Source organism: Heyndrickxia faecalis (assembly GCF_040267745.1).
GTDB classification, from domain to species: Bacteria; Bacillota; Bacilli; order Bacillales; family Bacillaceae_C; genus Weizmannia; species Weizmannia faecalis.
Window position 1 is genome coordinate 841732 of the sequence record NZ_CP158453.1, and the last position, 19974, is coordinate 861705.

The following is a 19974-nucleotide window of genomic DNA, read 5'->3' on the forward strand; positions in this document are numbered from 1 at the left end:
CCCACTTCAACGTCGTGTGCGATTTTTATTTTTTTTGCCAGTGCTAAATCTGTGACAAGGTTAAGAAATAGTATAGTTTGATCAAAAGTACCGAACCATGTTATAAGTGTAAAAGAGGCTGAAATATTTTTTGCTTATTTATTTTGTGTTGGCTTGGTATCCAGATAGGGGAGGTTATGATTTTTATCATGAAAGAAAATTTTTGGCGTGATTTACCACGGCCATTTTTTATACTGGCACCAATGGAAGATGTGACAGATGTTGTTTTTCGCCATGTTGTAAGTAAAGCGGGCAGGCCGGATGTGTTTTTTACAGAGTTTACAAACACGGAAAGTTATTGCCACCCCGAGGGGAACCAAAGTGTGCGCGGCCGCTTGGCGTTTACGGCGGATGAGCAGCCGATTGTGGCCCATATATGGGGGGACAAGCCCGAATATTTCCGGCAAATGAGTATGGGCATGGCAAAACTTGGGTTCAGCGGTGTTGATATCAATATGGGTTGCCCTGTGCCGAATGTGGCAACAAAGGGGAAGGGAAGCGGTCTGATCCGCCGTCCGGATGTTGCTGCTGAACTTATCCAAGCCGCAAAAGCAGGCGGATTACCTGTGAGTGTAAAGACGAGGCTTGGTTACACGTATGTGGATGAATGGCGGGACTGGCTTACGCACATATTGAAACAGGACATCGTGAACCTTTCCATCCATTTGCGTACAAGAAAGGAAATGAGCAAAGTGGACGCCCATTGGGAACTCATTCCGGAGATCAAAAAACTGCGTGATGAGGTGGCACCGGATACCCTTTTGACCATTAATGGGGATATCCCTGACCGTCAAACCGGCCTGAAGCTTGCACGCCAGTACGGTGTCGATGGGATTATGATCGGGCGCGGCATTTTTAAAAATCCGTTTGCCTTTGAAAAAGAGCCGAAAGAGCACAGCAGCAAGGAATTGCTTGATCTTTTAAGACTGCATCTGGATCTCTTTGACAAATATTCAACAGAATTGGAGCCGCGCCCGTTTCCACCGCTTCGCCGCTTTTTTAAGATCTATGTCAAAGGTTTCAGGGGAGCGAGCGAGTTGCGAAACCAACTGATGGGCACAGATTCAACAGATGAAGTGCGCACCTTGCTTGATCACTTTGAAACAAAACAGATGGAGGGGGAAACGGTATAGCATTCCCCCTGCATATCCCCGATACAAAAGCAGCCCGTTTTTTATATTCTTTTCATCGCAATAGATGCGCGGCTGTGCCAAACTGCCAAAAGGCTGTTGCAAAAAGACAGGAAAACCCCGGAGACCACTACACCGGCTCTTTACATCCGCCGCGGCACTCACATCGGCATATGATGGTTCCCGTTTCATACGGCTCCCGCAAAAAAAGGATCCCATCCATCTCGGGTTTGCTGCCGTTTTGGCGGAGCCCAGACCCGAAAATCCCGTGAAAGTTCCAGGTTTTGCAGTAAAAATTCCGTCCAATCCGCCCGGCTTTTTACGGCAGGGGAAATCGGCATTTTCAAGTATGGGGCGCAAGCAGTAAGGTACCCCCATTCTCCGCTGTTTTTGCGGTCATAATGCCTGGCATTGCCATATTAAGGAGGCGTGCAGGTATTTTGAATAGCAAGAGAGAGGCCGGTTCAAAATAACCGTAAGAACTGATTTTTAAAAAAGAATTCAGGTGAAAAGGTTGGCGGAAAATACAAAAAAATGGTATGGATCCAGAAAAAGACCCGGCAGAAGATTGAAAAAAGATGATATTACCATTGTGGATACAGATGTGACAAAAAAAGCAGTGGTCGCAACGGCTCTTGGAAATGCGATGGAGTGGTTTGATTTCGGGATATATTCCTATTTGGCCGTCATCATCGGAAAGGTGTTTTTTTCAGGGGTAACCGGTTCATTGCAACTGGTCTATTCGTTTGCTACTTTTGCTGTAGCGTTTCTCGTCCGTCCGATTGGCGGGATGTTTTTTGGCATGCTGGGCGATAAGTTCGGGCGGAAACGGATATTGGCCGTTACTTTAGTGTTAATGTCACTGGCGACTTTAAGCATGGGTTTGATCCCGGGTTATGCAAAGATTGGAAATCTGGCCCCGTTTCTGCTGCTTGTCGCCAGACTGGTTCAGGGCTTTTCCACTGGCGGTGAATATTCAGGTGCCATGACATACATCGCAGAATCTTCCCCGGATAAAAAAAGAGGCTTTTTATCGAGCGGACTCGAAGTGGGCACGTTGTCGGGATATATTTTGGGATCCGGCGTTGTCACGATCCTCAGTTTTTGGCTCGGCGAAGATAAAATGCTGGACTGGGGATGGCGCCTTCCTTTCTTTATCGCTGCGCCGATGGGCTTGATTGGCCTTTACTTGAGGAATCATTTGGAGGAGACCCCGGTTTTTGAAGCGATGAAGGAAGGGAAGCACAAAGAAAATGAGAAAGGGCTATTCAGGAAAGTTTTCCTTTTCCATTGGCCGCAATTGCTGAAAGGGATCGTTCTCGTTTTATTTTTTAATGTTGTCGATTATATGTTGTTGTCGTATATGCCGTCTTACTTAAGTGTCGTTCTCGGTTACGGGCAGTCAAAGGGCCTTTTATTCATTCTCATTGTGATGTTTATCATGATTCCGATTGTGCTCATCATGGGCTATTACAGCGACCGGATCGGAAGCAAACGCATCATTATGGGAGGCCTGGTCGGGCTGATTTTTCTGTCCATCCCGGCATTTAAGCTGATTGGAAGTGGAACGAATTTAACGGTCTTTTTCGGCTTGATGATCTTGGCCGTCTTACTGGCGACATTCGAGTCAACGATGCCATCGATGCTGCCTTCTTTATTCTTCACGGAAGTAAGATATGTTGCGCTGGCGATCGCTTTTAATATTTCGGTTTCTTTATTTGGGGGAACAACGCCTTTGGTAATGGCGTGGCTCATCAAAACAACGAATAACCAGATGGTTCCCGCTTATTATATTATGGCAGCCTGTCTCATTGGTGTCTTGACGATGTTTTTCGTAAAAGATACGACCGGGAAAGCACTGCGGGGATCGGCACCGGCAGTAGAAGAAAAACACGAAATTGCAAAAATTCTCGAAGACCCCCATGAAGCATTATGGTGGAAAGAGGAAAAAGGAAATATTGAGGAAAAAGCGTCTGAATTGGAAAATCCCAAAAATTAACCATATCCATAAGGCCGCTTTTTGGCTGCCCGTACCACGGAACCGGCTTGAATGGCCTTCCTCCTCTTTTAAGTTGTTTCTGGCCGTAAAATGCCACGTCTTGGTTCATGCATCCGCATGCTTGCAAGTGGGTGCATCCCCCTTTTCTGTTAAAAAATATCTGAGTATTTTTATTTTTGGGGAGAATGGAAAATAAGCGGTAGACAAACCAATTTCCGTGCGGTAAAATAATAGAAACAAGTGTTCTAAATGGCCGGTGTGAAGTTTATGATTACTCATCTTGCATCATGTAAAGACAGAAGAGTTCACAGCACCATGATTTCAGCATTGAAAAAAATAGGGCGGATGGGAGTTAGCCGCACACAGGGTTACATAGCGGCTTCCAGCAGGTGTTGGATTTGAAAAAAGCGTCATTTTGTAATGGAAAATAAAAAGGATTCCTATTATGCAGGATCCTTATTTTATCAATCAAATTAAATTTTTTTACTGCTAAATAGCTGAGTGATTTTGACGATTCCAAATACGACGGTTGCAAAAAACAATACAGATACGATGATTGCAAGTATCATGCCAGCCCCTCCTTATAACGGATTCCGTCCATGATAAAGCCAAATATTTTTTCAATTTTATTATAACATATTTTCCAATTTCCCCTTGATGTAAAAGGGGATCAGAAATCCCCGCTGCCCCTTATGCAGTTGAAATGCCTGAAACTTTTTTTGCTGACGCCCGTATAAAAAAGTAACAATGATGAGGAGGGGAAAGCGCCATGTCTGAAAAAGGGTGCGTGAAGTGCGGGTCTAAGCAGGCGGGGAAAAAAGAAGTGGCAATGACGGGAACAGGTCTGTCAAAATTATTTGATGTCCAGAACAACACGTTCATTGTCGTGTATTGCAAAAACTGCGGTTATTCGGAGTTCTATCATAAACAAACTTCCACCGCCTCTAATATTCTGGACTTATTCTTCGGGGGCTAAATCCGGGGAGGTGTTATATTGGAAACGAAGCTGATTATCATACGGGGAAACTCCGGGAGCGGAAAAACAACGATCGCTAAAAGGCTTCAAAGCCATTTGGGGCCGGGAACGCTTCTTGTTTCACAAGATACTGTCCGGCGTGAAATGTTAAAGGTGCCGGACAAAGAAGGAAACCTCTCCGTTGAGCTCATTCGCCAAATTGCGGAATATGGAAAAGGGAAATGCAGATTTGTGATTGTCGAAGGAATTTTAAACAAAAACCGTTACGGGGAAATGTTGTCCCGTTTATTGAAATTCTACCATTCAAAGGCGTATATTTATTATTTTCGATTAACGTTTTGGGAAACAGTCAAACGCCATAATATGCGTTTGAAAAAAACGGAATTCGGAGAAGAAGCTTTACGCGCCTGGTGGAATCCGAGAGACGAACTTGGGGTGAAAGGAGAAACCATGTTAACAAATGATATGTCACAGGATGAAATCATAAAACTGATGGCGGATCAACTGGAAATTGATCTTTGATTTTGTATATCGGCATATGGTGCATGGGAAAAGCGAAAAAGCCATATCTCTTGCCAGGAATTGAAATGAAGAAAACGTGTTTAAAGGTGATGGAATGTATTCAGATATCAATGAACCTCGACAAACATTATCCAAAGATGCAATAAAGGTTTGGATCATACGTGAAACGCTGGAGGCCGGGGCAGGGGTTGTGGTTCTCGCCGTGCTGCTTTATCTCGGCCACCACTTTTCCTGGCCGGCATGGATCGGCTGGATTTTATACGGTTTACTCGTGTTGGATATCGGCAGTATGATCTGGTCATGGATAAGTTCGTATTTTCGCTATAAAAATTGGCGTTACGATGTGAACGAAGAATTTTTACAAATGAAATTGGGTGTGCTGAACGAGAAACATTCTTTGGTTCCGATGACCAAAATCCAATCGGTGGCAACCGAACAAGGCCCCATTTTAAAGAAATACAGGCTCTGTTCCGTGACTGTGGACACCATGGGGACGTCCCATACCATTCCGGCTCTGCCTAAAGAGGAGGCCATTGCGTTAAGAAACCGAATTGCGCGTTATGCAAAAATCAGGGAGGTGGAGTCGTGAAGAAAAAACGGTACCATCCCCTTTTGATCTTGTTTCGTATCGGTGATTTTATAAAAAGCTATTTCATCCTTTTCATTATCTTATTTATCGTAAATGCCGGTTCCCGTTCTCCCGTGCTTACATATGGCAGATATTTGTTTTTGCTCTTTTTTGCAATCGTGATGGTATATCATTTTTTGAAATGGTACACACATAAATATGCACTGGATGAACGCTCCTTTCATCTGTATAAAGGCATATTCAACAAAACGGAACGGACGATTCCTTTTTCGAAAATCCAAAACATTAACCGCCATACATCCTTTTTTCACCGGATTTTTCATGTCACCTCTGTCAGCTTTGAAACGGGTATCTCCGGGGATGAAGCGGCCGTGTTATTTCAAGTGATCACCCGGAAAGAAGCGGAAAAAATCATTGACATCGTGCAGAATGATAAGCGTAAAACGTTTGAACTGGATGCGGAAGAAAAGGAACGGGTGGTCCATTTTAAACCGACGAGAAAAGATACGTTAAAAGCAAGTTTTACATCTTTAAGTCCGCTTGCCGTCATCCCGGTATTTTTTTCTTTTTATTCGAATGTGGACGATATTGTTGATATTGATAAAACGGCGAAAGGGATGCTCTCTTATATAATCGGTTCCTGGTGGATTGTATCGGGCATTGTCCTTTTTGTGGCCATTGTTGCGGTGGTTTTCGGCATGGCACGGACCTTTTTGAAGTATGGGAAATATGAGATCTCCTCTGATGAAGAGCGGATTTATATTACCAAAGGGGTAATTGAAGAGACGTCTTTTTTTATCGAAAAGCATAAAGTGCAGGCTGTTGAAGTGGAACAGTCTTTGTTGAAACGGTTGCTCGGGCTGGCGGAAGTCAAGCTGACGAGTGCAGGAAGGCTTGACTTTGAAGGAGAGAAACTTGAATTAAACTCGCTGTATCCTTTTTTGCCGGTTAAAAGGGCGTACGAAATCATCAACGAGATATTGCCGGACTATGAAGTGGTACAGGAGATGAGGCAGCTCCCCAAGAAATCTTTATGGGTCCGGCTGTTTGCCCCGAGCTGGATTTGGATCATCGCCACAGTCGTGTTATATTTTTGGAAACCGGAAATTTTCGGCTTGCGTGTTCCGTGGTGGCTTTTGTCCGCTTTTCTGTTCGTATCGATACTGGTCGCAAGATGGATCGGTTATTTACATACGAAATATGTATTGAATGACCGTTTTATTCAGTTACAATCGGGCATTTTTACGACTTCTTTGTTCCTTTCCAAGCGGGAAAAAGTGATTGAAGTGCGCGTATCCCGGAACCTTTTTCAAAAATGGCTGGGCCTTGCCTCCATTGAAACGATTAATCGTGCAAAACCGATTCAATTTAACGGGGTAAAGGATGTCCCCACCGAATTTGCCTGGATGTTTTACAAATGGTATATAGGGCGGGGAAAGGAAGTTAAAGTGGAATGACTGTTTTGGCCTTCATATGATCACGGTTTTCATGCAGTCCCGGCACATGCCGGGAGCAGAGGAGGGATCTGATTGACGTTTATCCTTTGGACGGCCATTGTGATTTTATTCATCTTAAGTTTTGCAGGCATCATCTATCCTGTCATTCCATCTATTGTGATGCTGTGGGCCGGATTTGCAGTCTATCAGTTTTTCATTAATCCGCATGCATTGTCTGTCTGGTTTTGGATCAGCATGGTCATCCTAAGCATTGTCCTTATTGCGGCGGATATCATTGCAAACGGATATTTTGTAAAAAAATACGGCGGGTCCAAAATATCTGAAAGGGTTGCTGCGGTTGCAACGATTGTTGGCTCTTTTGTCATTCCGCCTTTTGGAATTATCCTTGTTCCGTTTGTTTGTGTATGTATAACGGAGATCCTGATGACGAAAAATCCCGTCCAGGCTGTAAAAGTGGGCGTTGCCACGATCATTGGGTTTCTTAACAGCAGTATCGCCAAAGCATTCATACAGATCGTCATGATCGTTTGGTTTGGTTTAGCCGTTGCTTTTTAACGGATTTTCGGTTTTTACGGTAGCCGGTTGCATAATAGAAAAAAGCCCCGTTAACAGGGCTTTTTTCTATTATGCTTCAAGAAGATCGGCATCTTCCTGTTGATATATTTTTTTGTCCATTTCTCCGGTGACTTTGCCGGTTAAAATACCGGAAGTCATGGCGCCGCTGACATTTAATGCCGTCCGGCCCATGTCAATCAGCGGTTCAACAGAGATCAGAAGGCCGACAATCGCAATCGGCAGGTTGAGCACTGACAAGACAATCAGGGATGCGAAAGTGGCGCCCCCGCCGACACCCGCAACGCCGAATGAGCTGACAACTACAACAAGGATCAGCGTAATAATGAAAGACGGGCTTGCCGGGTTGATGCCGGCAGAAGGGGCAACCATAATGGCCAGCATTGCCGGATAAATGCCGGCGCAACCGTTTTGCCCGATGGACAGGCCAAAGGAAGCCGAAAAATTGGCGATCCCTTCTGAAATGCCGAAACGTTTTGTTTGTGTTTCAATGTTGAGCGGCAGCGTGCCAGCACTGGAACGGGAAGTAAAGGCAAAGGTGAGTGCCGGCAGCGCCTTTTGCACATATCGTACCGGGCTCAATTTTGCCAGGCTGATAAGCAGCAAATGAACCAGGAACATGACGATAATCGCTGTATAAGAAGCCAGCACAAACTTTGCCAGTTTTACAATCGCGCCATAGTCGCTTGAGGCTGTGACCTTGGTGATCAATGCGAGCACTCCATATGGCGTTAATCTTAAAATAAGGGTAACCACCCTCATCACGATCGTATACAAAGTATCAATAATTTTTGCAAAATGTTCCGCCTGCTCAGGTTGTTTGCGTTTTATCCCGAGATAGGCCATCCCCAATATGGCGGAGAAAATCACCACCGCGATTGTGGAAGTCGGGCGTGCGCCGGTTAAATCTGCAAACGGGTTATTCGGCAGAAAGGAAACGATTTGTTGCGGAATGGTCATGTCTTTTACGCTGGCGACGCTTGTTTTCAGTTCCGCATTCCGTGCGGCTTCAGCGGCACCCTGCGTTAAGTGGATGCCATCCAGCCCGTAAAGAAGCGCGGATCCGATTCCGAGCGCAGCGGCAATCGCAGTCGTGCCAAGTAAAAACGCGAGTACAAGAAAGCTGATTTTTCCTATGTTTTTGGTTAATTTCAGCCTCGTAAACGCCGCTAAAATGGAAATGGAGACAAGCGGCATGACGACCATCTGCAACAGCGAAACATAACCGCTGCCGACAATATTAAGCCAGTCGATCGTATGGTTGGTCACATACGACGCCGTGCCGTACAAGAAATGCAGGATAATGCCGAAAACGATGCCAATGCCCAATGCCGAGAAAACGCGTTTTGAAAACGAAACATGTTTTCTTTGCATGGCATACAAACCGGCCAAAAGGATCATGAAGACGGCCAGATTGATGATAATGTATAAAATGTCCAATTTTTCCCCTCCTTTTGTTAACATTTTTCATCTTAATCATCTTATTCCGATATGTCAAGTGAGATTTTTGGCGGCGGAATTTATGCACCATTGGTTACTTGTCCGTTTCAATCTGTTCTTTTCTTTCATTTAATATATTGAAAAAAGAATGGGAGGTGAAGAGTTTGGAAAAACGGCGGAAAAAGACACCAGTCGTCCCTTGGATGCACGATCATCATGACGATGGGAGAGCGGACAATACCAATGCAGGAAACAGCGCTGTACAGCCTGAAGACCGTTACGATCATACCGGCAATGTAAGCAACACAGGCAATCAATCCAATCGTACCAGCAACACGGTATTTTGCGAACCGCGGTATGTTTATAAGGACACTTATGTTGAAAGAAACGTCACTTATGTGCACCCCATCATCCAGGTAAACAGGAAACATGTTGTAAACGTTCCGCGCCATGTTTATCAAAGATATGAACAGAACATTACAGTAGATCCGGGTATTCCGGATGAATGCGATCGTTGTGATGAGTAATGAAAAGAAACGCCCCGATTAAAACCGGGAACTTTTAAGCCGGATCCAATGGTTTCCGGCTTTCTTTTTTTTCAAACACGATGAAGCGGCGGGCCGTTTACCGGGGGTACTGCGGGAATACCGGTAAAGGGATGAGACATTGAATTAGGATAAAAATACATTGAAATATAATAACAATTTATTGTAAAACGATAAATCATGTGCTAAAATCAAAACGACAATTCATCAGTGAGGTGTTTTTTTATGAAACGGGGATCAACCCTCTTTTTAAGGCTGGCGGTCATTTTGATTGGCATCCCGATACTTGCTTTGTGCATTTTTGTGGTACCAGAAATCGGAAAACTGGCAGCCCGCCTGGTTCCGGATTTTGCTTTTATGGAATTTCTCGTGCTGCTTGTGATGTACGGGGCGGCACTCCCTTTTTACTTTGCATTGTACCAGGCTTTCATACTCTTGGGTTTGATAGACAAAAACACTGCTTTTTCGGCAAATTCCGTAACAGCTCTGAAAAAAATTAAATCCTGTGCCGCAGCGATCGGCCTGTTGTACGTGGCAGGCAGCCCGCTTTTTTATCTCATGGCGGATAGAGATGATGCCCCGGGGATTCTCGCCATTTGTTTTTTCATTATTTTTGCATCAGCGGTCATCACCGTCTTTGCCGCTGTGCTTGAGAGGCTTTTGCAGGAAGCGATTGAAATGAAAAATGAAAATGATTTAACGGTCTGAGGTGGAAAATATGGCGATCATCATCAATATTGATGTCATGCTGGCAAAAAGGAAAATGAGTGTGACGGAACTTTCGGAGCGGGTCGGCATTACCATGGCCAATCTGTCGATATTGAAAAACGGGAAAGCAAAGGCGATCCGATTATCCACTTTGGACGCGATATGCAAGGCGTTGGAATGCCAGCCCGGCGATATTTTGGAATACCGGGGAACAGAGGAGGAGTGACCATGGAGGCAACCGTTCAAAAGCATATTCAGAAAAAAACGGCAAGGCTGCGAATGAAGCGGGTGCTCATCCAACTCCTCTCATTTGCCCGGGAGCAGGCCCTGTCCTGCCTGTTTCCTGTTGTGATTTTTGCGTCTTTGGCGCTGACAAAAATCGTGCCGCTCCCATTTTTGCCACGGTATGACTGGCTGCTCATCATTTGCCTTTTCATGCAATGGTGGATGGTGCATTCCCGGCTTGAAACAGTGGACGAATTAAGGGTTATTACATTGTTCCACCTGATTGGGCTTGCACTGGAAATTTTTAAAATTCATATGGGTTCCTGGTCTTATCCGGAAAAAGGGTATGTGAAAATTTTGGGTGTGCCATTGTACAGCGGCTTCATGTATGCGAGCGTCGCAAGTTACATTTGCCAGGCGTGGCGGAGGCTTGAAATTAAGCTCGTAAACTGGCCGCCGTTTTTAATCGTGTTTCCGCTTGCTGCTGCCATTTACTTGAATTTCTTTACCCATCATTTTTGGATCGACATTCGCTGGTGGCTTTCCGCACTTGTTCTCGTTGTTTTTTGGAAATCCCGGGTTACATATGCGGTAAACGGCACCCGCTACAGCATGCCGGTTGCCTTCTCTTTTGTACTGATTGCCTTTTTCATCTGGATCGCTGAAAATATCGCAACATTTTTTGGCGCCTGGCAATATCCGGATCAGGCCCACGCCTGGAGCCCTGTCCACTTCGGCAAGGTAAGCTCCTGGCTCTTGCTTGTCATTGTCAGCTTTTTGATCGTGGCCACCTTGAAGCAGGTAAAAGGAAATAGGTCAGGCGGGGAAAAGACGGAGCAAGGCTGGGGAAATTGAAGCGGAAATCAATCAAAAGGATTTCAGGAACATTTTTTAGCCCCCGATCGCCGGCTGTGTTTAAACCATACAAACGTAAGCTGGATCATCTTTAAGCATTTACCTAAATTGTTAAATTTGTGATTCACATCCATCTCCAAAAACCATCATTTCTGCCGATATAAAATAGAAAGTAAAATAAAGGCAGAAAAGAGGTAAGAGAACATGCAATTAACCGTCTCCCGCAAATTATTTTTGGTATTTGGATCTATCTTGTCACTATTGATCATTGTCTCAGCCGGTGCCTATATCGGGTTAAACAAGCTGGACAGCACGTATGCCAAACTGATCGGTGTTCAAACGAAAAACTTGGATTCCGCCAAAAATATAAAGATCAGTGTGAGGGAACAGTCAGCCGCAGTACGGGGGTATTTGCTGACCGGCGAACCGGCTTATTTAGATGACTATAAAGAGGCAACAAACAACTATAAAGCCCAAAGCAAAGCATTGCTGCGCCACTTGACCGACCCGTCAAACATCAGCAATGTAAAAGAGCAGCAAGCATTATTTAATCAGTACACAGCAATCTTAAATGAAGAAATTGCCTATAAACAAAATGGACAGGAGAAAAAGGCATTGCAGCTTGTATCCACTTCCGGGCGGCAAACAGGCAAGGAACTGGGCAATCAAACAGATGCGCTTGTGAAAGGGATCAACCACGTGCTGGATGTTGAAAAGCAAAAGACTGAAAAAACCGTGCATTTCCTTATTTTGCTGATCAGCAGTATCTCGGCCGTTTCCATTTTGATCGGAATCGGGCTGCTCCTGCTGCTGAGCCGGGCAATCTCAAGGCCGGTGCGGGTTGTCTCCGAAGCCATAAAAAACATTGCGGAAGGCCGTTTGAATATAGAAAAAGTGGATGTGAAAAATAAGGACGAGCTCGGGCAAATGGCCGGCTTATTAAATGAAATGATTTCAGATTTAAGAAATATCATCAGCCAGGTCAGCGAAGCTTCTGAACAGGTTTCAGCAAGCAGCCAGGAGCTGGCAGCGAGTGCCGAACAAAGCAGCCAGGTTTCTGAGCATATTGCCGAGGTCACCCAGGAGGCAGCTGAAAAGACGGATCACGAAATGGTCCAAATCCAGCAAGTAACAGCAACCGTTGAACAAATGTCGCTGGAATTGCACAAAATCGCCGGGAACAGTGAAGACATGGAAAAAGCGGTTGAAATTGCAAATACGCTGACAAAAGAAGGGGACAAGGCCGTTTCAAATGTTCAAAACCAAATGAATCATATCGAAAAAACAGTTGCCAATGCCTCTGACATTATCCGCAGCCTGGAGAAAAGGTCCGAGGAAATCAGCCGGATTATGGGAATTATTACGTCCATTGCAGAGCAGACGAATTTGCTGGCTTTAAACGCAACGATTGAAGCGGCAAGAGCCGGGGAACATGGTCAGGGATTTGCGGTGGTGGCAAATGAAGTCAGAAAGCTGGCAGAGGAGTCCAAAAAATCAGCGGATGAAATACGGACGATGGTTTCCAATATCCAATCGGAAATGACACATGCAGTCAAAGCGATGGAAGAAGGCCATCATCAGGTCAATACGGGGCTAAAAGAATCTTCGGATGCCGGCGCTGCGTTTATCAAAATCTCTGAATCGATGGAAAATGTGTTGGGAAAAGTGCAGGAAGTGGCAGCTTCGGTTGAGTCATTGAATGACCAAGGCGCCCAAATTACAAAAACGCTGGAAGAACTGGCGGTTATTTCCACCAAGACCGCTGAAGCCAACCAGGAAAGCAGTGCAGCAACCGAGGAGCAGCTGGCAACGATGGAAGAAATCTCGTCCCTCTCTAACGCGCTTGCACATTTGGCTCAGGACCTGCAAGATGGCATCCAGCATTTTAAATTATAATATGCCAGACCGCACCATGAACCCCTTTAAAAGATAAAAGACGGGAACCTTTCTGCGGCAAAGGGGCAACTCCTTCTTAAGTAAAATCGAAAAAGGCTGCACCAAAAGTCTGAACGCCACAAGAACTTGGGAAAAGTTATCCAGACCTGTGGAAAGAATTGTGTATAAACATGCGAATTTTATTCTTTTTCCCTAAATTCAGGATGATAAACATGTTTCATGGCATCATAATAAAAATTTTTGGAGCCATAAAATCCGCGCAGGCTCTCAGCACCCCGTAGTTATCCGTGATGGGATTGTAAAAAATTTCCTGATTACACACGTTTCGAAGCCGGCATCCTATGCATGAGACGAAAGCAAAGGAGCCTGGAAATGCCAAATACTGGAGAAAACCAAACAAACGAGCAACAATACAAAATACCGGAAGCGGTCCGAAAAAGCCAAAACCATTTCAAAACCGGCCACGCTCCGAGCACCGGCCTCGAAACAGCCGGCGAAAACACGCCAAATAAGAGCACGAAATAGCTTCAAAAAACAGCCTCAAAAAATGGGGCTGTTTTTGCAGAAAAGACCCTTCTCCGTGTTTGAAATCAGGAAGGGAATCAGGCGGCCCATGCTGCATCGCTTTTTATAGAAAAGGGCATCGGAAAAGAAAATAACAAATGATTGCTGTATATAAAATGAACAACATTTCACATCTTTGTTGCCTAATGGAAAAAGGAGTCATCAGTCAACGCCCGGACTTGATGTAAAAACTGAAGTTCATTTTATATCGCCTTCATTAAAATCAGGAGTGATAAAAAATGAAACGAAAACACCAAGTAACATTATTGTCATTAGTCACTGCAATCGGCATTGCTTTACTGCCATTTGCCATCGTAAAACGTTCCTTTAAGGATTGGATCATTGTTTATCTTGTCAGTGCTGCAGGAAATTTGCTTGCTGACACCTATCTGGTAAAGAAAGGGTTTATTCAATACAAGATCCGGCCATTTCCTGATAAATTTAAGATCCACTTGCCCTTTGATCTCGTGCATAATCCATTGCTATTGCTTTACTACAATCAATGGGCGTTAAACAGCAGACCATTGAGCCAAATTTTTAAAGTGCTTCTGATTTCCCTCCCGCAAGTCATGATGGAAACCATCGCTGAGAAAAAAACGAACTTGATCACTTGGAGGAAAGGGTGGACATGGTATCATTCTTTTTTCAGTATGATGGGCAAATTTTTCATCTGCAGGCTCATCATTGCGTTTGTGAGGAAAATCAATAGGGAAAGGGTGTCTGTAACCTAACAGGCTGCCGAAGCTTTAACGGCAGCCTGTACTGTTTGGGTCTACGGGGCTTCCCCCGTGATTGTAAGACCGCTGATTGAGCACCCTATAAGTGAAGTTTGTGGCTGAGGATCGGCATGAGATAAGCGGGGGACATTCTGCATAACGATTCATGTGGATGGAAAAACCTCAACTCATTTTATATAGCTGAACCTGACGAATGTCATGCTTCTTTTCCACTCAACCATCTTTTCTTCAAATCTTCTATCAACAAATCGGCAAGGCCTTCCTGGTATCCTGCTTTTTTCTTTAACCGCATTTCATTTGCCACCAAAAGCAGTTCAGGGGATTGAACCGCATCCAGCTTGGAAAGCCGGGTGGATATATCCTCTTCCGACAGGGTCAAAAAGTATGCATCCGGATCCATCCGCCAAAATACCGTTTGCCCCGGGAAACGGCTGCTGAGGCGCTCTGCCATGACAACGCCTTCCGGATCGAGATCACCCGAATAATAAAAAGTACAGCCGTTTTTTGCAAGATGTTGCAGCATGATCCAGGCAGCAGTGCGGAACTGGCCATGCGTGCAAATCACAGGCGCATCGGACACTGCATCAAGCACAGCCGAAGCGACACCGGAATTCTCAATGATCCAAACCTTTTTTCCCGCTCGTGGCCAAATATTCGTTAGCTGCAATAATTCTTTCACTGGGACGTTCATGACCGTCCCAGTAGCTGCGGCTTCACGCCAGACCGGGTGCAGGCCGTTTTCGGTTTCCGCCAAAAATGCGCGGCATGTCACGAAACTCCATAAGTCATCCCGCATCAGCCCAGCATTTGCGTACAGTTCGTTCAATTCTTCCGTTGTTTTCGGCACTTCTTCGATCAGCCCTTTTAACCATTGGTCGGTGAACAAACAGTGGATAAAGAGCTTGCCCGCGAAACGGGTTTGATCAAAAAAATGCGGGTTCCCGGTAATACGCTGGGAATAAAACGGAATCCGTTCGTATTTCCCTTCTTCTGGAAGCATCGTGAAAGCTTTCCAAACCATTTTGAGCTGTGCGGACAACGTATCCGGGTCCTGCTTGTATGCATGCCAGATAAAACGCGTGTCAGCCGTTTTACTGGCAATCCGGCGCCACCACCCATTTCCGTCCGGCATCGTTTCCGTCAGCCGTGCCAAAAATTGTTCCTCTTTCTTTTTCTCAATTTCTTCCTCTTCCGCTTTGGAAAAAATTCTTTCCTTCAAAACCGCTTCAAGCAGTTCGACAAGGGTGTATTTTCCGAAAACAGTCGGTGCCAGCGCTTTTTCAAATGCCCGCAGCGAAATTTTGTTTTTCTCTCTGAGCAAATCAGGGGACGTGCCGGCCAGCCCGGCAATCGCCTCCAGTTCGGTGCGCGTAAAACCGGAAAGGCTGACTGTTCCCCCAATATGGCCGAGCGAACGGTATTTTTCTTTAAAAAGGTGGAACAGTTTCAGCATCCCCGGTTCCTTCCTTAACAGATCGATCGCATCCTTCATCATTTCAAACTCCTTTTCCCACGCCCTAACCGGATATCTTTTTGCCCGCTTTCAGGGACCATTTTACGCCGATTAAAAGAGACCGGAATGACTTCTGGCATCCCGGCTACGCACGGGTAGATGAACGCTTTTCAAAGCAGATCCGGGGTGGCGCCTGCCAATGATTCTTTCGGCTTCTCTACAATCGACCGTTTATGCCCATCCCACCGGTAACGGATCACTGTCACATAATTGGCGTTTTTCGGGCGGACAAGGTCACAGATGGCAAGACTGGATATGGTGTCATAATCACCCCAGAGCGCCTGCGAATTCATGATGTAATTGAATCCAAGCTGCTCGACGACTTCGAACATGTCACGGATATTGTTTTCATCTACCCCGGCAAACGCTTCGTCCAGCGAAATGATGTACGGCGCCATACTGCCTGCCTCCAAATAGCGCGAATAGGCTGCTGTAAAGAGCGGAATGTACATGGCCATTGCCTTTTCTCCGCCACTGAATTTGAAAAACGCGGTATTGCTCAGTTCGCGTTTCGGCTCGCCGGCACGTTTGTATGACAGCACGAATTGGAACCATTTCCGGTAATCGAGCACTTCTTTTAAAACTTGATGGAGCGTCGACCCTTCATTGCGGATTTCAATCAGTTCTTTGGCAGCCGCAATCCGTGAGCGGAAATGTTTCGTAATCCGGTTCAAATCGTCCTCGTTTAAAAACTTGCTGTTGCGCTGCAGCAACGCGACAAGATCTTTTGTATCGAGCTCATCCTCGGACTCCGCCGTTTTTTCCTTCCAGGCAATCGAAAAAGTAAGTCCGGACGAATTATCCCGGTTTCTCATGATCGCATCCATTTCTTTTACCCACTTGGCTGCCCGCTGGATCCGGTTCCGCAAAATGACGCCAACCGTATTGACGATAATATCTTCGTACAGCCTTCTGTCCTGCTCATCCAAATAACTTTGCAAGTTTAAAAGTTCTTTTTCAAGAGACTCGAGTACCGTATACGGGCTCACCCTGCGGCCGCGGTATTCCATCTGGATGAGGCGGCGGCCCCGCAAGCCTTCCCATTCCTTTTTGAACGTTTCGTAATAGTCATCGAGTTTTTCAGCGAACCAATCCGGCGGGTCCGCTTCTTTTGTAAACTCAGACATGCGGTATTCTGTTAAATTTGACTGTTCGTTGAAAAAAACTTTTGTCAAGTTTTCATTTAATTTTGCGCGGTCATACTTTTCCAGCACACCAGAAAACGCCGTCAAAATGCTTTCCGGTTCTGTGTGCTCGCTCTCCACGAAGCCGAGGGAAAGTTCTGCTTTTACGAGTTTCTCCCATTCCGCCGCCATATTTGTCCAAAACGTGGTACGCGTTTTGGCAAGAGACAAATTGGTGGTGCATTTTTCTAGTTCTGCTTCTTTTTTCGGCTTTTCTTCGTAGATCTCCCTGATTTTTTCCTCCGTACTGGTATATTCGTGTTGGACTGCCTGAATCCGGGCGCGAACCTCATCAATCCCCTGCAATTTCAGCTGCTGCTCAATCGCTTCAATATTTGCCACCGTTTTCTCCCATTCTGACCGGCGGATGTTCTCTTCACCGCGAATTTCATCGAGTTCCTGCTCTTTTTCAAGGATATCCGCAGCAAGACGCGCAAGCATTTTGCGCCCGGAAAACAAACGTTGAAAAATGAGCTCCAGGCTGTGAAGATGTTCTTCATAACTTTTCGCAGCTGCTAGTGCTTCATCGAGCGGACCGCTTTGAAGGACAAGGTTCAAGCCGGCTCCTTGCTCATGCAGCTGTAGCCGGATGTTTTGCAAATGCTGGTATACTTGTTTCCAATCGCGGTCAATTTCTGTCAGAAATTCCTGTTCCTGTTTCAGGCTGCGCGCTGTTTTTTCAATCTGTTCTTCAAGGTCGCGTAAATCTTTGTCATCTGGAATGCCCGCTTTCCAATCTTCTGCTTCTTGTACTTTCCTAGCCCATTCCGAAAGGCGGTTTTCGATTTGCAAAAGGGCTAGGCGGATTTCAGCAATCGTTTGCTCTGTTTCTTTTATTTTTTCCTGCTGGTACCGTTTCCGGGATGTTCTGCCGATGAATTTGGAAGGTCCTTCATCCGGAGCATGGCCAACAAGGCAGCCGACTGAAAAAGAGCCATCCGCATCAATGTGAAAGCCGCTGTCCGACGGTTCAAGCGGAATGCTGCGCAACACTTCGTCAATGCGTGCGGCTGATACCGGGCTGTCATTATCCGGATCCGGCTTTAAGTAATCGGCAAGTGTGTAGCCGAGAATGTGCGGATTTGGACGGATAACCCGGTCGTGCACAGGTGTAACCGGTTCTTCCGTAATCAGGCTGTCCAAAATTCCCGTCTGCCGGAGTGCCGCTTCAATTCTGGCTTTTTGGGCTTCGGTCACATGATCCTGGAATTCCACCGCGGCATAAAAGGGGAGATAGCGTTTCCCTGCTCCATCGAGACCGGCGCGGAAAGCTTCCGTATCCTGAGGGCGCTCCGGATTGGCAAGTTTCAAGTTTTTCCAATACATAAGTGTTTCTTCGGCTTCAGCCAATTCCTGTTCTTTTGCCTTTTGCGCCTGCTCCGCGCGGGAAATTTCCTTCTGCACTTGCAAAATATAATCGTTTGCCGCCTTCACAATTTCTTCCCTGACCGCTTCATAACGGTTTTCTTCATAGAGCCCGTCCAGCGCGCCGGCAATGCGCCGGAGTCGTTCGTCTGTAAAGGGGAGGGCCGGATGCTGTTCAATCCATAAAAACACGGCATCTTCCAGTTCTTGTTTTTGTTCGGTAAACCAGTTCTCCAAATGGTCAAGTTGTTTACGGAGTTCGTCAATTTCCTGCTTTTTGGCAGATGACTGGCGCTGCAATTTCATATGCATCTCGTGAAGCCGCTCCGCTTCTCCGGCCAGTTGCTGCAACTTTTGCAAAAGTCCGCTGTGCTGTTTGATTTCCTGTTTCCAAACAGAAAAATCAAAAGCTTCCCCTTCATGCCGAGAAAAGTCTCCGGCATTGATCTCGTGCTGGGGGAAAGCCGCTTCTCCGGCATCCAGTGCAAGTTCATCCAGCGTCTCCTGCATGCTGGCTCCATCCTTGCTGTTTTCTGTTTCCAACCGGTCCTGTTCCAAGCGGATGTTTAAAAGCTGGCTTTTCTTTAATTCCCACTTTTTCTCCAGATCTGCTGCTTCACTTTTTAGCTTTTCAGCCCTGGCCTGTTGTTCTCCTTTTTCTTTTTCAAGGCGCCATACCTCATGGTGCTGCAGCCGTTCCTGTTCCGCTTTTAAAACGTCGCGTTTCTGTTCGTTCTGTTTTTGATCTTCTGTCAGGTTTTCAATCACTCCGCGCAGGGATTCACAGCGAACTGCTAACGTACCGGCCTCCTGCTTTGCTTCCTGCAGCCTGCTTTCGGCCTCCTGCCATTTTTGGGCGCGTTCTGCCAAAATATATTGATTGTAAAGATCGTATTGGCGCACCAGTTTTTTTGCCGATTCGTGCTCTCTTTCAAGCTGTTCAAGCTGCTGCTCCGTTTCGTCCATGCTTTCAATCGTGTCGGACAAATGGCGAAGCTCGTCATCTGTCAAAGGTGGTAACGCAGACTCGAGAATTTCATAGATGACCGTCGGCTTGAAATCTTTTGACAATTTCGGGCTTCTGAGCTGAATCAAAAGCTTGATCAAATCTTCAAAAGCTTCCATCGACTGGAAACCAAAAATATATTTGTTCACCAGTTCCATATATTCTTTCTGCGAATGGACAAGATGCCCCCCAGACCCGATTCGGTTTTCAAGCTCTTTTGCAGACAACGGAATCCGTTCCGATTGGCGGGTGTGTGCCAATTCAAAATTGTAGCCGATCCTGCGGTTGTCAGTCAGGACAAAATACCATGATTTTAAAGTTTTGTGCCGTTTTGCCTGCATGCCGATCCCCGTTGTGATATACTGCTTTGTCCCTTGCTTTCGATATTCCAGAAACAAGTAGCCGGTCCGCTCGTCATGGCCGGACACTTCTTTTTCCCCAAGCAGATAATCTTCCATTTTCCTTGCTTTTGAGCCGAATGGATCAAGCCGATCAGGCGTCTTTTTCCCATCCAGCAAAACCGGCAAAATGCTTTGCATCGTCACCGATTTCCCTGAACCGTTTGTGCCGCGCAACAACAGCTTTCCGTCTGCAAATTCAAAAACTTCATCGTCATAATACCAAAAATTTAACAAGCCGGCGCGGTTCATC

Annotated in this window: 17 protein-coding genes; 14 read left to right on the forward strand and 3 right to left on the reverse strand. The window is 45.8% G+C overall.

Annotated features, from left to right (window positions below):
* Nucleotides 1–176: 176 nt before the first annotated feature.
* The 7 genes from ABR335_RS03855 (at nucleotide 177) to ABR335_RS03885 (ending at nucleotide 7267) form a co-directional block, all read left to right on the forward strand.
* On the forward strand, nucleotides 177–1172 hold the full coding sequence (locus ABR335_RS03855) for a tRNA dihydrouridine synthase (protein ID WP_026684531.1): 996 nt from the start codon (nucleotides 177–179) through the stop codon (nucleotides 1170–1172).
* A 511-nt stretch (nucleotides 1173–1683) separates the two neighbouring features.
* Nucleotides 1684–3168, forward strand: coding sequence for a glycine betaine/L-proline transporter ProP (gene proP, locus ABR335_RS03860; protein ID WP_179234612.1), 1485 nt, complete (start codon nucleotides 1684–1686; stop codon nucleotides 3166–3168).
* 769 nt (nucleotides 3169–3937) lie between these two features.
* Nucleotides 3938–4144, forward strand: a complete 207-nt coding sequence (locus ABR335_RS03865; protein WP_014097279.1) for a zinc ribbon domain-containing protein — start codon at nucleotides 3938–3940, stop codon at nucleotides 4142–4144.
* A gap of 18 nt (nucleotides 4145–4162) precedes the next feature.
* Nucleotides 4163–4666 carry a kinase gene (locus ABR335_RS03870; RefSeq protein ID WP_061577669.1) on the forward strand — a complete coding sequence of 168 codons (504 nt, stop codon included), beginning with the start codon at nucleotides 4163–4165 and terminating at the stop codon, nucleotides 4664–4666.
* A 94-nt stretch (nucleotides 4667–4760) separates the two neighbouring features.
* Complete coding sequence (locus tag ABR335_RS03875) at nucleotides 4761–5255, forward strand: PH domain-containing protein (protein ID WP_071452071.1); 495 nt, start codon at nucleotides 4761–4763, stop codon at nucleotides 5253–5255.
* On the forward strand, nucleotides 5252–6712 hold the full coding sequence (locus ABR335_RS03880; protein ID WP_350346590.1) for a PH domain-containing protein: 1461 nt from the start codon (nucleotides 5252–5254) through the stop codon (nucleotides 6710–6712). Before ABR335_RS03875 ends, ABR335_RS03880 begins: the two co-directional genes overlap by 4 nt.
* Nucleotides 6713–6784: 72 nt before the next feature.
* A complete protein-coding gene (locus ABR335_RS03885) occupies nucleotides 6785–7267 on the forward strand; it encodes a DUF456 domain-containing protein (protein ID WP_013860333.1) in 483 nt (160 codons plus the stop codon).
* Nucleotides 7268–7336: 69 nt separating this feature from the next.
* Here ABR335_RS03885 and ABR335_RS03890 read toward each other — a convergent pair whose 3' ends face one another.
* A complete protein-coding gene (locus tag ABR335_RS03890) occupies nucleotides 7337–8686 on the reverse strand; it encodes an L-cystine transporter (protein WP_350346720.1) in 1350 nt (449 codons plus the stop codon).
* 194 nt (nucleotides 8687–8880) lie between these two features.
* Here ABR335_RS03890 and ABR335_RS03895 point away from each other — a divergent pair, with 194 nt between their 5' ends.
* From ABR335_RS03895 to ABR335_RS03925, 7 genes are all read left to right on the forward strand, one after another.
* Complete coding sequence (locus tag ABR335_RS03895; RefSeq protein ID WP_350346591.1) at nucleotides 8881–9252, forward strand: hypothetical protein; 372 nt, start codon at nucleotides 8881–8883, stop codon at nucleotides 9250–9252.
* A gap of 243 nt (nucleotides 9253–9495) precedes the next feature.
* The gene (locus ABR335_RS03900) at nucleotides 9496–9978 is read left to right on the forward strand and encodes a DUF2975 domain-containing protein (protein WP_061565000.1); all 483 of its coding nucleotides are present in this window, start codon (nucleotides 9496–9498) and stop codon (nucleotides 9976–9978) included.
* 10 nt (nucleotides 9979–9988) lie between these two features.
* A complete protein-coding gene (locus ABR335_RS03905) occupies nucleotides 9989–10204 on the forward strand; it encodes a helix-turn-helix domain-containing protein (protein ID WP_017554817.1) in 216 nt (71 codons plus the stop codon).
* A 2-nt stretch (nucleotides 10205–10206) separates the two neighbouring features.
* Nucleotides 10207–11058, forward strand: a complete 852-nt coding sequence (locus ABR335_RS03910; protein ID WP_350346592.1) for a DUF817 domain-containing protein — start codon at nucleotides 10207–10209, stop codon at nucleotides 11056–11058.
* A 204-nt stretch (nucleotides 11059–11262) separates the two neighbouring features.
* The gene (locus ABR335_RS03915) at nucleotides 11263–12954 is read left to right on the forward strand and encodes a methyl-accepting chemotaxis protein (RefSeq protein WP_014097290.1); all 1692 of its coding nucleotides are present in this window, start codon (nucleotides 11263–11265) and stop codon (nucleotides 12952–12954) included.
* A 372-nt stretch (nucleotides 12955–13326) separates the two neighbouring features.
* On the forward strand, nucleotides 13327–13479 hold the full coding sequence (locus tag ABR335_RS03920) for a hypothetical protein (RefSeq protein WP_014097291.1): 153 nt from the start codon (nucleotides 13327–13329) through the stop codon (nucleotides 13477–13479).
* A gap of 278 nt (nucleotides 13480–13757) precedes the next feature.
* Nucleotides 13758–14249 (forward strand): CBO0543 family protein, encoded by a 492-nt coding sequence (locus tag ABR335_RS03925; RefSeq protein WP_014097292.1) that lies wholly within the window; start codon nucleotides 13758–13760, stop codon nucleotides 14247–14249.
* Between the two features lie 202 nt (nucleotides 14250–14451).
* On the opposite strand, the gene ABR335_RS03930 is transcribed toward ABR335_RS03925, so the two are convergent.
* Entirely contained in the window at nucleotides 14452–15747 is a 1296-nt protein-coding gene (locus ABR335_RS03930; RefSeq protein ID WP_017550118.1) for a TIGR02679 family protein, read from the reverse strand.
* 131 nt (nucleotides 15748–15878) lie between these two features.
* On the reverse strand, nucleotides 15879–19973 hold the full coding sequence (locus ABR335_RS03935) for a TIGR02680 family protein (RefSeq protein ID WP_061086501.1): 4095 nt from the start codon (nucleotides 19971–19973) through the stop codon (nucleotides 15879–15881).
* Between the last annotated feature and the right edge of the window lies 1 nt (nucleotide 19974).